The sequence below is a fragment of the Pragia fontium genome (assembly GCF_900638655.1).
Lineage (GTDB): Bacteria > Pseudomonadota > Gammaproteobacteria > Enterobacterales > Enterobacteriaceae > Pragia > Pragia fontium.
This window is the reverse complement of the sequence record NZ_LR134531.1, coordinates 1-14,486: the sequence shown is the minus strand read 5'-3', so window position 1 is coordinate 14,486 and position 14,486 is coordinate 1. Positions and strand designations below refer to the sequence as shown.

Below are 14,486 nucleotides of genomic sequence, written 5' to 3'. Positions count from 1 at the left end.
TATGTATACTGAAAACCACTATATCGTTGGCAATCGACGGCTAAACGGTTATCAACTCTCAAAACTTCACACTTTTGAGGCAGCCGCTCGCCATTGCTCTTTTGCACTCGCCGCCGATGAACTTTCTCTCAGCCCCAGTGCGGTCAGTCACCGGATTAACCATCTGGAAGAAGAACTAGGGTTTAAACTATTCCAGCGTTTTCATCGCAAAATTGAATTAACCGATGAAGGACAGCGGGTTTACTGGGCGTTAAAATCGTCCCTTGAGTATCTGAATCAGGAAATTCTGGAAATCAAGAATCAGGAACTCTCCGGTACCCTGACCGTTTATTCTCGCCCTTCGATAGCCCAATGCTGGCTGGTTCCCAAACTGGCAGACTTCATCCGGCAATATCCCTCGATCAATCTGAACATTCTGACCGGTAACGAGAACGTTAATTTTCGCGGCTACGGTATCGATCTGGCGATCTACTTTGATGATAAGACCTCCAACAAACTGGCCTGTCAGCATTTGATGGATGAGTCGATGGTGCCGGTATGCAGTCCGGAATATGCCGAAAAATATCAGCTAATGGGGAATATTACCCACCTGAAACAGTGCACACTGCTGCACGACCGACAGGCCTGGAGTAATGATTCAGACACCGATGAGTGGAGTTCATGGGCCAAGCATTTCGATATCTCTCTGGATGCCGGCCAACACAATATGGGATTCGATCGCTCTGATTTAGCCATCATTGCCGCCATCAACCATGCTGGGGTAGCCATGGGGCGTAAAAAGCTGGTCAATAAGCGGTTAAACAATAATGAACTGGTGATGCCGTTTCCTGAAATGGAAGTGCAGTGCGCGCAACGCTATTATATTTCAACCCTACCGGAACGGCAGGATCCGAAAATTAATGCCTTTATTCAATGGCTGGAGTCCATGGCGGAAAAGCAGGAGTAATTAAACAGCTGCGCTTAATGACTCCTGACATCCCAACGCTCACGGTTAAGGCGCTTTATTTTCCATGATCTCAAACGTTTTCAATTCTGGCGTACTCTTTGGCGCAACTCGAACCGGATGATGAAGTTCATAACCTGATACCAGGCTGATTAACTCAGGCTCAGAAAACTCTCTTCCCAAAAACTCCAATGCCACAGGCTGAGGATTGTCGCCTGCTGTCATACCGGCGATAAATGAAACGGCAGGCAAGCCAGAAAATGAACTCAGACTGACATTTTTACGTCCTTCGGTGTTTTGACCAATGGGAACATTCAGTTCAGTAATCGTTGGATAAAGCACCGCATCATAACGAACGTTGCCATTCATTACTCGGTTCAACTGTGCTCGAATAAACCCCTGTCGCCCCTGAATATTTTTTCTATATACCGGATCGTCATACCGTTTATTCCCCAGCTTATTGTACAGCGTCAACCATTCTTCCGTTGTTGGAGCATAGCCTTTACTGGAAAATATCTGCTCGTAGCTTCTTATATGAGCATCCTTATCAGAAGGCCATTCCGTTAAATAATGGTTTAATCCTTCTTTTATTTCATAGCCAGCCAGACTTTTAAACCCCGAGAGAATTTCCTCCTGCTCAGGTAACACCACAATATCAATGGTTGCACCGGCGCTACGCATCGCTTTCAGGGCATTATCAATAACATCATGATACGGCTGATTGGTATCGATTTTCTCAGGGAACATTCCAGCAATTAAAGCAATTCTCGCGCCTTTCAGACCATCTCGAGCCAGCGCATCCCTAATTTGCTGCTTACGCTCAGGCGTGGACCACGCCTCGGTAAATTGCAGAATACGCGCACAGTCAGCGACTTTTCTGCACATGGGTCCAACGGTATCTTGAGTGATGGAAAGCGGGGCTACGCCACGTAAATCGGCCAATGCACGGCTGGGGCGGATGCCGGTCAGCCCAGCCACCGCAGCAGGGATTCGAATAGAACCACCGGTGTCGGTGCCCAATCCGACCATCGCCAAGCTGGCAGATACCGCTGAGCCAGTGCCACCAGAAGAACCACCGGGGCCGTTGGTCAGAATATAGGGATTTCGCGTCTGTCCCCCCGCAGAAGAGAGGCCTAACATCGCAATAGCAAACTCATCCAGATTGGCTTTAGCCAGAATAATCGCCCCTTCGTTGATCAAGTTATCAACTACTACGGCATTCGTTGGCGGGCGACTCTCTTTTAACGCTGAAGAGCCCAGCGAAGTCGGCATATCTTTGGTATTGATATTGTCCTTTACCACCACAGGAACACAGAATAATGCTTGATGCTTATCCTGCTGTTTATCCCGCTCTCTGGCCAGAGAAAGCGCCTTCGGATTAACCGTAATGATGCTATTAATATCAGGGCCGGTTTTATCAAAGGCATCGATACGTTTGAGATACCCTTTCACCACGTCTTCACAGGTTATTTCTTGTTGATTCAGAGCCTGATGTAAATCTTCAATAGTTGCTTCAGACCAGGTAAATGCCGCCACACCGGTTGAAAAACAACCCATAGCCAAGGCGCCAATTATCGTTAACGAGGGCTTATCCATAATCTTATCCATTCCTATACTCAATCAAAAGATGAGGACTGCCAGTCAGTAAAAACACCGACTGGCCGATATCACAGCACCAACTTCCACATCGCCATGCCCACCGTAATGGAAACCAGCAGCGAGAATACGCCCGGTAACCAAAATCGGTATTTCTGCGTGGAGCCTGTCGGATCAATTTCCTCGGCAAACAGCAGCGTCGGCTGAGCAGGAATAAAATAATTGACGTTGACTGCCTGAATCATGGCGGCCATAAAACCAGGAGGAACCCCCAAGCCAAGCGCCAATGGATAAATAATGGATATGATGGCGGTCTGAGACATCACAAAGGTCGCCACCACGCCACAAATAATCACGATAAACCAAGGCGCAACGGCAATCAGACTACCAACACTCTCTTGTAGCACCAGCGCATTATCCGGAGACTGGAAAATCGTTGCCCCCAGCCAGCCGGGCCCAAGCACGGCAATGGCGGCGCTGACGGCGGCAGTAAAGATTTGCGTTTTATAGATAACCGCCGGGGACTTTTTAGTGATAAAAATAATGGCTGCGGCAGCCAAGAACATGAAAATCTGCACGGTTGATGTTGCTGGCATAAAGACTTCTTTGCCATTCACCACATTCGGCGTAGTGAGCTTATGTAGCAGTGACTCATTGGTACCCAACAGCAAGATCAATGCCACGCTGGCCAGAAAAGCCAGTACCGACAACTTTTGCTGGCGGGTAAACACCGGCACCTCAGAATCAGCAAATTTATCATGCAGCATATCATCATCAATCTTCCCTTCCGCCAAACGTTGCTGATATACCGGATCCTTATCAAGCGGCTTACCGCGAAAAGACATAAAAATGCTTAAGGCCAGCGTTGAAATCAGCGCCGCCGGTAGAACAATCATCAGATACTGACCAAATGTATAGCCGCCGTAACCGTTCAAAAAGCCAAATGCCACAATGGCCGATGAAGCGGCAGGAGAACAAACCAACGCCATATTGGCTGTAGTAACACAGGCCACCAGCGGACGTTCAGGACGAATTCCTGCACGTAAGGCGGTACGCGCAATAATTGGCTCTAAAGACAGCGTGATATTGGCCGTTCCGATACCAAACACGAAACCAAAAATAATCAGCGGTGAAACAAACGTAATGGCCGACGGTTTCTTCTCGATCAGCTTACCTGCATAGTGCACCAAATAATCCAGACCGCCACTGGCTTCCAATAACCCCCCCGCAATACCAATGGCTAAAATAATCATGACCGGCACAACCGGTGCTTTACCTATCGGCACCTGAAACACAAAAATCATGATAAACAGGCCCAATATGGATAATATTCCTACCCCAAGGGCCCCACCGATCCGCAGGCCATAAATCACCAATACGGCCATCACCAGGACTTCCAGTATTAACATCAGCATATCTATTTATCCTCAAGATAGCGTTCCGTCAGGGCTGTCCAATAGGCACCGCCACGTAAAATCAGATCATCATTAAAGTCATAGTCCGGTTGATGGCAGTTTGGCGTTTTGCCGTTATTCAGCATGGCGTAGGCGCCCGGACACGCTTCCAGCATGTAAGCGAAATCCTCACTGTTCATATATGGTTGGAAAGAAGCTGGGCAGTCTTCTTCAGAAAAAACGCTGATGGCTGCTTCGCGCGCCAGATTGGCAGCAAATGCATCATTGATCACGGCAGGGGCAACGGCGTGATGCTCCACTTCAGCTTCCGCCCCAAAGGCGCGACACACGTCGGTGGCTATCCGTTGAATATTTTGCAGAATCATCGTTCTGACAACGTTATCCATAGAGCGAACGCTCAGCAAAAGCCGGGCAGTTTCAGGAATAATGTTATAGGAGCCTTCACGACCGGCAAGGAACGATGCCACGGTGACCACCGCCCGCTCTTTGGGTGCCGTATTGCGCGATACAATACTCTGGAGTGCCTGAACAACTGCTGAGCCGACTAACACCGGATCCACCGTGTTCTGGGGTTCTGCGCCATGGCCACCACAGCCTTTAATTGTGATGGTAATACGATCGGAAGAAGACAGGACCGCACCCGGCTGTACGTAAAACAGCTTATTATTTTCTGCATTCGGCATACTGTGCAACGCAAAAACATAATCACAGGGAAAACGCTCAAACAGACGATCCTTAATCATGGCGACGCTACCCCCTTGTCCTTCTTCAGCCGGCTGAAAAATAACATTGAGCGTCCCATTAAAGTTTTTACGCTTGGCCAATAGGCGAGCACCAGCCAATAGCATGGTGGTGTTACCGTCATGTCCACAAGAATGGCTGCTTCCTGGGATCGTACTGGCATAAGACAGCCCCGTTACCTCCTGCATAGGAAGCGCATCCATATCAGCGCGCAGACCAATGGTTTTAGTGCCTGACCCACATTTAAGTTGACCGACAACCCCGGTCTTACCGATACCGCGATGAACGTCATAGCCCCATTCGGTTAAATAGCGGGCAACAATATCGCTGGTGCGAACGGTATCAAAACCGATTTCCGGATGAGCATGTAGATCGTGGCGAATTTTTTTTAAATCGTCGAACCAATCGTCTAATTCCTGATACATATTATTTTCCTTATTTAAAATAAAAAGGTTATTTCCAATATTGACCATTCGTTATTTTTATCATTGGAATAAAACGCAATGTTATTTTTATTATCTCTTTCCTATAAGATGTTTTTTTCTTTTTGGATATAACTATTCCGTATCGGCAAAAAAAGAAAAAAGCAGACAAAAATCACAGTAACAGCATGATTTAAAATGAAATGATTAAATAACGTCGATATATCAGCCGTGAGGGGAATCACAGTTAGCTTATTTTAAAAGAATCATTGTGTGATATAAATCACGAATAAGTTAATAATATTATTATGTTGCGTCATTCGTTTATTTATTTAAGGTATTGTAGTCAACAGATCTGAGCTTTTTTCATTCTGAAGATATTTAACTGTATTTCCAATAATTATAAAAGGTATTAAATAATAATATCTAAAAGGAAAGTATCTGATGTCGGTAAAAATGAATCATCTTAAAGCATTTAAAGAAGTCGCTGAAAGAGGCAGTATTCGTGCCGCCAGCCGTTCGATGGGCATCTCTCAACCGGCACTTACCCGCAATATTAAAGATCTTGAAGACCAAATGGGCGTGTCGCTGATTGAACGCAGCTCAAGCGGTATCAGACTGACGGTGTATGGCGAGTATTTCCTCAATCATGCCAAATTGATTCTAAAAGAACTGGAGTTGGCTCAGGATGGCATACGACAACAATTACAAAAATTTAATGGTTCAGTCAGTATCGGTATGGGGGGAAGCATCGCCCTCAGCATTCTTCCTGAAGTAGCAGCCAGATTTAGACAAACCTACCCCGAAGCAAAACTGTATATTTATGAAGAACAGGTTGATGCATTACTGAATAGCTTGAGAAATGGAGAACTGGATTTTTGCATCAATACTGCCAATCCAGATATGCACAACGGCGAATTTGATTTTGAAGAACTACTGACCCTTAACTACGCCATTTTTGCCCGGCAGGAGCATCCCCTTTCTGGCGCCACCTCTCTTAATCAATTAAAAGATCAGCACTGGGTTCTGCCCATCACGCGTTCAGGATATCATCATAAAATTCTGGATATTCTCACCAAGAATGGACTGAATCCAGAAGTTCCCTTCTATATTAATCATGTCTCGGGCGCCGTTGAATTACTGAAAAAAACCGATTGTTTAAGTATTCTTTCGTATGACCTAAACCAATGCGCTCAAAGTGGGTTGTCCATTACGCCACTCAATATTGACCTTCGCCTTCCTGCCGCCACCTATTATATTCTTAGCAGAAAAAACAGCCCTCTTTTGCCTCTGGCACAGAAGTTGATCCATTTCTTTAGGCTGGAATGTGGTTCATCATCCCTTAAGGCTGTGCCTCTTATAGGTTGAGTTCTTCGCGCCATTGGCGCTTAAGTGCTGAAGGAGGGCTCAAAAAAAATGGCCGAAATCAAGTTAGTGGTAGGCCATATCAACTGGGTGAGTTATAAATTCAACAATAACTCCGCTCCCAAGTCTGTTCATCTCTACCATTTAAATAGATGGCCTATCATATTGAGAGACGAATAATATTCGTTGGCATCATGATGTTCGATTTTCAACGCTGATACCGACATAGATTTGCGTTAATCGTCGATTTTTCATAGCTCATAGCGCGAAACTCAACAACCACCCAACGACTCCGCTACTAATAACAACCAGCCACGGTGGGAGCTTCCAGAACATCAGCGCGACAAGAGCAACTAACGCCAAGCCAAAGTCTTGCGGTTGAAAGATGGCGCTAGTCCATACGGGGTAATAGAGAGCAGCCATCAATAGACCGACTACAGCAGCATTGATTCCGGCCAGTGCAGCTTGGATGCCTAGGTTGCAACGTAAACGCTCCCAAAATGGCAGTGCCCCAACAACCAGTAAAAATGAGGGAGTAAAGATAGCCAACAGACATACAATGCCGTTGACCCAGCCCGATAAGGCCGTATTCATGGAGGCACCAAGAAATGCAGAGAACGTGAACAAAGGACCGGGTACCGCTTGAGCAGCGCCGTATCCCGCGAGAAAAGCTTCATTACTGACCCAGCCAGAAGGGACTACCTCCGCTTGCAGTAGTGGCAGCACAACATGACCACCGCCAAATACCAGCGATCCGGCACGATAGAAGGAATCCACCATCGCTATAGTTTGACTGGGTATGAGTTTAGTTAACACTGGCAGGCCAATCAGCAAAACAAAGAACAGCGAGAGCCAAAATACGCCAGTCCGGAGACTGACCGTAATAGGTAATGGGTCATGCTCAATAATTTGCGCAGGTTTGAACAATAACCAGCCTGCAATGCCTGCCATCACAATCACGCCGATCTGCCCCCATGCGGAAGGCACCAGTAAAACGACACAGGTAGCAATTGACATAATGGTAACTCGCTTCCCATCCGTACATAGGTTGCGAGCCATACCCCATACCGCTTGAGCAACCACGGCAACCGCCACCACTTTTAAGCCATGCAATACGCCCTGCGAGACGTAATCACCATAGCTAGAAAGACCGAGCGCAAAAAGGATCAAGGCTATCGCAGACGGCAGCGTGAAACCCGCCCAAGCAGCCAGCGCCCCGCAATATCCCGCCCGAGACAGTCCTAAAGCTATACCGACCTGGCTACTGGCTGGCCCCGGCAGGAATTGGCAAAACGCCACTAAGTCCGCATAACTCCGCTCAGAAAGCCAGCGCCGCCGTATAACGAATTCAGCGTGGAAGTAGCCCAAATGTGCAATGGGCCCACCAAAAGAAGTCAATCCAAGCCGCAAAAAAACAAGAAATACCGACCATGGTCTACTGTCATTGATAGGGGAATTGGTCATACTTTTGCCTTCATGATTTGCGACGGATCGATCCATCACATAATAAGCAATATTCAACTATTATTAAGCTTAGACAATACCTCGCGATGCGCACTCAATCCTCAAATTAATCTGGCTAATGGTTGGCTTTTACGTTGTCTTCGCGTTGAATAATGTTATTGATAGCTATTTTTATGGTATAGGTCGAACTGATTTAATGCTTTACCAATCACTGATAGTGAATACGCTTTTTTATGGTTCAGCGTTTGTTCTTTATCAAAGTGGAGTTTTTATACCTTCGCTAGAGAGAATAGCCATTATGTTTGGGCTTGGTATCACTTTAGACTCGATAATTACTTGGATTTTATATCAAGTTGTTCGCCGGAACTCTGAGAATAGCCATCAAATATCTGTTCAAGTTAAATGAAGTTCAGGAACGAATAATTGAAGAACAAACAAAAGGAGCCAATTGGCTCCTTTTATCTCATTGTCGATGGGATCCGACAACCAACAAAACTACACGTCCAGATTCGCAACCTTCAGCGCATTCTCTTCGATAAAGGCACGACGAGGTTCAACTTCATCGCCCATCAGGGTGGTGAACAGTTGGTCTGCGGCGATGGCGTCTTTAACCGTTACCTGTAGCATACGACGGCCTTCAGGATCCATGGTCGTTTCCCATAACTGCTCTGGGTTCATTTCTCCCAGACCTTTATAGCGCTGGATAGATAAGCCACGGCGGGATTCTTTCACCAACCAATCGATAGCCTGTTCAAAGGTAGAGATCGGTTGATTACGTTCTCCACGTTCAATAAAGGCACCCTCTTCAACCAAGCCGCGCAGTTGTTCGCCCAGATGGCAGATCTTGCGGTATTCGCCGCCCAGAACAAAATCGATATTCAGGCAGTAATCGGTATCAACGCCGTGAGTACGAATACGAATGGTTGGCTCAAAAATACTGCGTTCCGTATTTTCCTGCACCAGTGCGATATAGGTACTGCCGTGCTGCTCTTTCTCATTCAGGGTATTCACTAATGAATCAACCCATGCCTGAGTCTTAGTCTGATCGGCCAGCGTCTCTTCCAGCAGAGTTGGTTGATAAACCAGTTGATTAAGCAATGCTAGCGGCGTACGACGCTCCATACGACTAAGCATCTTCTGAACGCTGTAATACTCGGCAACTAAACGCTCCAATGGCTCACCGGCAAGGGCTGGCGCATGTGGGTTAACGTGCAGAGCAGCACCGTCCAGCGCGGTAGTAATCTGATACTGATCCATCGCTTCATCATCTTTGATGTACTGTTCCTGCTTCCCTTTTTTCACTTTATACAGCGGTGGCTGAGCAATATAGATATAGCCGCGCTCAATCACTTCCGGCATTTGGCGATAGAAGAAAGTCAGCAGCAGTGTGCGGATGTGTGAACCATCGACGTCGGCATCGGTCATGATGATAATGCTGTGATAGCGCAATTTATCCGGATTGTACTCATCACGGCCAATACCACAGCCCAGAGCGGTAATCAGCGTCGCTACTTCTTGAGAAGAAAGCATCTTGTCGAAACGCGCTTTCTCAACGTTAAGGATTTTACCCTTCAACGGCAGGATTGCCTGATTCTTGCGGTTACGGCCCTGTTTAGCAGAACCACCCGCCGAGTCCCCTTCCACTAAGTAGAGTTCAGACAGTGCCGGATCGCGTTCTTGGCAGTCAGCCAGTTTGCCCGGTAGGCCACCTAGATCCAATGCACCCTTACGACGGGTCATTTCACGTGCTTTACGCGCCGCTTCACGAGCGCGGGCGGCATCAATAATTTTACCCACTACGATTTTGGCATCGGTTGGGTTTTCTAACAGGTATTCAGACAGTTTTTCCGCCATGATAGATTCAACGGCAGATTTCACTTCTGAAGAAACCAGCTTGTCTTTAGTCTGAGAAGAGAATTTAGGGTCCGGTACTTTAACCGAAACCACCGCAATCAGGCCTTCACGGGCATCGTCACCGGTAGCACTGACTTTGGCTTTTTTACTGTAACCCTCTTTTTCCATATAGGTGTTCAGCGTACGGGTCATCGCCGCACGGAAACCGGCTAAGTGAGTACCGCCATCACGCTGTGGAATATTGTTGGTAAAGCAGTAGATGTTCTCCTGGAAACCATCGTTCCACTGCAGAGAAATCTCTACGTTAATGCCATCTTTTTCGCTTTGATGCGTGAAGTAAAACACCGATGGATGAATCGGGGTCTTATTGCGATTCAGATACTCAACAAAGGCTTTAATACCACCTTCATAATGGAAATGGTCATTCTTGCCATCGCGTTCATCACTTAATTTGATCGATACGCCAGAGTTCAGGAATGACAGTTCGCGCAAGCGTTTCGCCAGAATCTCATACTGGAACTCCAGATTAGAGGTAAAGGTATCTGGACTTGGCCAAAAACGAATGCGAGTACCGGTTCTCTCGGTATCACCCATGATTTTTAGCGGAGCTTCAGGTACGCCATTGCGATAGATTTGTTTATGATTTTTGCCATCGCGATCGATAATCAGCTCAAGTTTGTCTGACAGGGCGTTTACCACCGACACACCTACACCGTGCAGGCCGCCGGATACTTTATACGAGTTATCATCGAACTTACCACCGGCGTGTAACACCGTCATGATAACTTCTGCTGCGGATACCCCTTCTTCTTCGTGAATACCGGTAGGGATACCACGACCATCATCCTGCACTGAAACTGAGTTATCGTTGTGAATAGTCACAATGATATCTTTACAGTGGCCAGCCAGCGCCTCATCGATTGCGTTATCGACCACCTCGAATACCATGTGGTGCAGACCGGTGCCATCGTCGGTGTCACCGATATACATGCCCGGGCGCTTACGTACCGCATCCAGACCTTTTAAAACCTTGATACTTGAGGAATCATATGTATTCGACATTAGCGTTTCTCGCTCACTATTAATCCTGTGGTTGATGCTCTATTTTGCCATGTTCTACAGAGAACATCTTGCCATTTTTGTCCACCATATCAGCGATCTGTTCAGCACTAACGGCGCTGACAAAAACCTGAGCGCCGGTAGCTTTTAAACGATCCGCTAACAGTCTGCGGCGATGAACATCAAGCTCGGAAGCAAAATCATCGATAAGATAGAGGCAACGACGTCCGCTCTGGCGGGTTAGAAACTCGCCCTGGGCTAAACGCAGTGCACACATCAATAATTTGAGCTGACCACGCGATAGCAAATCCTCGACCGGCGTTCCATCCGCACGAATACGAAAATCTGCCTTATGCGGGCCCTGAGATGTATAAGTCAGTGCCCGATCGCGTTCAAACTGCCGCTCAAGAAGCTCACCATAGTCACTCTCTTTATCCCAACCGCGCTGGAAGGAGAACGACAGGTTAAACTCCGGTAAAAATTCCGCACAGGTTGCGGTAATATCCTGTGCAATTGCTTCTGCATAGGCTGCACGCCACTCACTAATACGCATCGCCAATGGAATAAGCTCTTGATCCCAAGGTCGAATTTGTGAATAGCGATGAGTTTGGCGCAGCGCCGCATTGCGCTGCTTCAGCAACCGCTTAAGATTGCTCCAGCCATGAAAAAAATGGGGTTCACTATGAAAACAGCCCCAATCTAAAAACGCCCGTCGATATTTCGGACCGCCGTTTAGCAGGGTAAACCCTTCCGGCGTAATTAACTGAATGGGTAATAGTTGGGCTAACTCTGAGACTTTATGGTCATCACCGCCGTCGATACGAACTTTAGTATCACCAAGACGACTTTTACGTAATCCAACCGACAATTCCCGTTCATTACCGGCTATTCTACCATGTAATACGAATTCTTGCTGCTCATGACGAACAACACGGCCGGTTTGCAAACTACGAAAGGCGCGACCATGACCGAGCGTATAAACTGCTTCCAGTACGCTGGTTTTACCACTACCGTTGGGGCCAACAAAAAAGTTGAAGCCGGCGGACGGGGCAAGGTCCGCCATTTCTATATTGCGGAAATCATTAATCAATAAACGAGTTAAAGCCATTCAGCGATACTGATGCTCCGCTTGTTATAAACGCATTGGCATAACAACATAAGCCGCACTGGAGTTAGCGCTATCTTCCAGCTGTACGCTGGAAACAGAGTCCGTCAGTAACATACGCACATCTTCGCACTTCAGTGTATTCAGCACATCCAACACATAGCTAACGTTAAAGCCGATTTCTAAATCAGTACCGCCATAAATGACGTCGAGGATCTCTTCAGCTTCTTCCTGCTCCGGGTTATTTGCCGTAATCTTTAACTGATTCTGGTTCAGATATAGACGCACACCGCGGAACTTCTCATTAGAGAGAATAGCCGCACGAGAAAAGGCTTGCTTAAGCTCATCACAGTTGGCTTCCAACGTTTTATCCGGATTTTTCGGCAATACGCGGCGATAATCAGGGAAACGTCCATCAACCAGTTTAGAGGTAAAAATAAAGTCGCCAACGTGAGCGCGGATATTATTACTACCAATTTGTAAACGCAGATCGCCATTGCTGCTATCCAGCAGACGAACCAGTTCCAATACCCCTTTACGCGGCACAATCACGTCATGCGGAGGCAGTTTCTGACCAACGGACATTGAGCAAACCGCCAAGCGGTGGCCATCCGTTGCAACAGTACGCAACTCTTCACCTTCGGTTTCAAACATCATACCGTTCAGGTAATAACGCACATCCTGATGAGCCATAGAGAACTGGGTGGCTTCAATCAGTCGCTTTAAGGTTGCCTGGGGCAGAGTAAATTCAACTTCACTCTTCCAGTCATCCAGATTCGGATAATCAGAAGCAGGCAAAGTAGAAAGAGAAAAACGGCTGCGGCCGGAACGTACCAAAATACGGTCGTTTTCCTGAGTAATACTAATCTCTGCGCCATCGGGTAAACCGCGGCAGATATCAAGAAACTTACGAGCAGGTACGGTAATCGCGCCCGGTTCATGGGGCTGGGTCAACGTAACGCGCGCGACCATCTCCATTTCCAGATCGGTACCGGTAAGCAGTAAGTAGCCTTCCGTCACTTGAATCAGAAGGTTACCGAGAATAGGCAGTGTAGGGCGACCACCCAGCGGGCTGCTAACTTGCTGCAGCGGCTTAATTAAATGTTCACGGTCAATGATAAATTTCATAAGCTTTATGAGGATAGTGTTCTGATTAAGTTAGAGAAATCTTCTTTGATGTCGTGGCTTTCCTCTCGTAACTGTTCAATTTTACGACAGGCATGAAGCACGGTGGTATGATCTCGGCCACCAAACGCATCACCAATTTCCGGTAAACTATGGTTAGTCAACTCTTTTGCCAACGCCATCGCCATCTGACGCGGACGGGCAACGGAACGAGAACGTCGTTTAGATAACAGGTCAGCTATCTTAATTTTATAATATTCCGCCACAGTTTTCTGGATATTATCTATAGTAACCAGCTTTTCCTGTAGCGCCAATAAATCGCGCAGGGCTTCCCGTACGAAATCAATGGTAATCGCTCGGCCAGTAAAATTGGCATTAGCGATCACTCGATTTAATGCGCCTTCCAACTCACGTACGTTGGAACGCAGGCGTTTAGCAATAAAAAAGGCCACTTCTGCTGGCAGACGAATATCATTTTCATCGGCTTTTTTCATCAATATCGCTACCCGAGTTTCTAACTCAGGTGGTTCAATTGCCACTGTCAGCCCCCAACCAAAACGGGACTTCAAACGATCTTCAACGCCGTTAATCTCTTTCGGATAACGGTCAGAGGTAAGAATAATTTGCTGATTCCCTTCCAGTAAGGCATTGAAAGTATGAAAGAATTCTTCCTGTGAACGCTCTTTATTGGCAAAGAATTGAATATCATCAATTAACAACGCGTCGACAGAGCGATAATAACGTTTAAACTCTTCAATCGCATTGTTTTGCAGCGCTTTAACCATATCCTGAACAAAGCGTTCAGAATGCATATACACCACTTTGGCATTGGGCTTACGTTCAATAATCCCGTTACCTACCGCATGTAATAAATGCGTTTTACCTAAACCGGTTCCACCGTATAAAAACAGCGGGTTATAGGCTCCACCAGGGTTATCGGCCACCTGACGAGCGGCTGCTCTGGCAAGCTGGTTAGATTTACCCTCAACAAAGTTATCAAACTGATGCTTGGGGTTAACGCCAGAACGGTAAGACAACTCAGGCTGCGCTGAGGTATTTTCCCAGCTAGGACGAATCGCCGCCGGGCGTCCGGTTCTACTCTGACTGCTATCACTAACGCTGGCTTTAGCCGGGCGATTAATCTGTGCTAGCGGCTTGGTGCCGACTTCAAAACGCAGCTGTGGGACTTCTGCACCACAAAAATCATTGAGCAATGCATTGATATTATTTAAATATTTGTCACGAACCCAATCAAGAACGAAACGATTAGGCGCGTAAAGAGCGAGCGTATCATCACTCAACTCCGCCTGTAATGGACGGATCCACATACTGAATTCTGTGGCAGGTAACTCATCTTGCAATCGGGCAAGGCACTGCTGCCAAAGAGAAAGTGACAC

Annotated in this window: 10 protein-coding genes; 2 read left to right on the top strand and 8 right to left on the bottom strand. The window is 47.0% G+C overall.

Features of this window, described 5'->3' with window-relative positions; all coding sequences use genetic code 11:
• Position 1: 1 nt before the first annotated feature.
• Complete coding sequence (dsdC, locus tag EL341_RS00055; protein ID WP_047779484.1) at positions 2–946, top strand: DNA-binding transcriptional regulator DsdC; 945 nt, start codon at positions 2–4, stop codon at positions 944–946.
• Positions 947–991: 45 nt separating this feature from the next.
• Here the strand turns inward: dsdC and EL341_RS00050 are convergent, their stop codons facing one another.
• The 3 genes from EL341_RS00050 to EL341_RS00040 form a co-directional block, all read right to left on the bottom strand.
• The gene (locus tag EL341_RS00050) at positions 992–2,539 is read right to left on the bottom strand and encodes an amidase (protein ID WP_164720424.1); all 1,548 of its coding nucleotides are present in this window, start codon (positions 2,537–2,539) and stop codon (positions 992–994) included.
• Between the two features lie 71 nt (positions 2,540–2,610).
• A complete protein-coding gene (locus tag EL341_RS00045; RefSeq protein ID WP_114985994.1) occupies positions 2,611–3,954 on the bottom strand; it encodes an anaerobic C4-dicarboxylate transporter family protein in 1,344 nt (447 codons plus the stop codon).
• A gap of 2 nt (positions 3,955–3,956) precedes the next feature.
• Positions 3,957–5,120: a M20 aminoacylase family protein gene (locus tag EL341_RS00040; protein WP_047779482.1), complete on the bottom strand. Its 1,164-nt coding sequence runs from the start codon at positions 5,118–5,120 to the stop codon at positions 3,957–3,959.
• Between the two features lie 441 nt (positions 5,121–5,561).
• Here EL341_RS00040 and EL341_RS00035 point away from each other — a divergent pair, with 441 nt between their 5' ends.
• Positions 5,562–6,485: a LysR substrate-binding domain-containing protein gene (locus EL341_RS00035; protein ID WP_074824434.1), complete on the top strand. Its 924-nt coding sequence runs from the start codon at positions 5,562–5,564 to the stop codon at positions 6,483–6,485.
• A 255-nt stretch (positions 6,486–6,740) separates the two neighbouring features.
• Here EL341_RS00035 and chrA read toward each other — a convergent pair whose 3' ends face one another.
• From chrA to dnaA, 5 genes are all read right to left on the bottom strand, one after another.
• Positions 6,741–7,946 (bottom strand): chromate efflux transporter, encoded by a 1,206-nt coding sequence (gene chrA / locus EL341_RS00030; RefSeq protein ID WP_126466699.1) that lies wholly within the window; start codon positions 7,944–7,946, stop codon positions 6,741–6,743.
• A gap of 495 nt (positions 7,947–8,441) precedes the next feature.
• Positions 8,442–10,862 (bottom strand): DNA topoisomerase (ATP-hydrolyzing) subunit B, encoded by a 2,421-nt coding sequence (gyrB, locus tag EL341_RS00020; protein WP_047779478.1) that lies wholly within the window; start codon positions 10,860–10,862, stop codon positions 8,442–8,444.
• A 19-nt stretch (positions 10,863–10,881) separates the two neighbouring features.
• Positions 10,882–11,967, bottom strand: a complete 1,086-nt coding sequence (gene recF / locus EL341_RS00015; protein WP_047779477.1) for a DNA replication/repair protein RecF — start codon at positions 11,965–11,967, stop codon at positions 10,882–10,884.
• A gap of 24 nt (positions 11,968–11,991) precedes the next feature.
• Positions 11,992–13,092 carry a DNA polymerase III subunit beta gene (gene dnaN / locus EL341_RS00010; RefSeq protein ID WP_047779476.1) on the bottom strand — a complete coding sequence of 367 codons (1,101 nt, stop codon included), beginning with the start codon at positions 13,090–13,092 and terminating at the stop codon, positions 11,992–11,994.
• A gap of 5 nt (positions 13,093–13,097) precedes the next feature.
• Positions 13,098–14,486, bottom strand: coding sequence for a chromosomal replication initiator protein DnaA (gene dnaA, locus EL341_RS00005; protein WP_074824443.1), 1,389 nt, complete (start codon positions 14,484–14,486; stop codon positions 13,098–13,100).

Bases quoted from the DNA above. Each gene is read 5' to 3' on its own strand.
- dsdC (WP_047779484.1), top strand. From the start codon at position 2: ATGTATACTGAAAACCACTATATCGTTGGCAATCGACGGCTAAACGGT.
- EL341_RS00045 (WP_114985994.1), bottom strand. From the start codon at position 3,954: ATGCTGATGTTAATACTGGAAGTCCTGGTGATGGCCGTATTGGTGATT.
- gyrB (WP_047779478.1), bottom strand. From the start codon at position 10,862: ATGTCGAATACATATGATTCCTCAAGTATCAAGGTTTTAAAAGGTCTG.
- EL341_RS00040 (WP_047779482.1), bottom strand. From the start codon at position 5,120: ATGTATCAGGAATTAGACGATTGGTTCGACGATTTAAAAAAAATTCGC.
- EL341_RS00050 (WP_164720424.1), bottom strand. From the start codon at position 2,539: ATGGATAAGCCCTCGTTAACGATAATTGGCGCCTTGGCTATGGGTTGT.
- dnaN (WP_047779476.1), bottom strand. From the start codon at position 13,092: ATGAAATTTATCATTGACCGTGAACATTTAATTAAGCCGCTGCAGCAA.
- recF (WP_047779477.1), bottom strand. From the start codon at position 11,967: ATGGCTTTAACTCGTTTATTGATTAATGATTTCCGCAATATAGAAATG.
- EL341_RS00035 (WP_074824434.1), top strand. From the start codon at position 5,562: ATGTCGGTAAAAATGAATCATCTTAAAGCATTTAAAGAAGTCGCTGAA.
- chrA (WP_126466699.1), bottom strand. From the start codon at position 7,946: ATGACCAATTCCCCTATCAATGACAGTAGACCATGGTCGGTATTTCTT.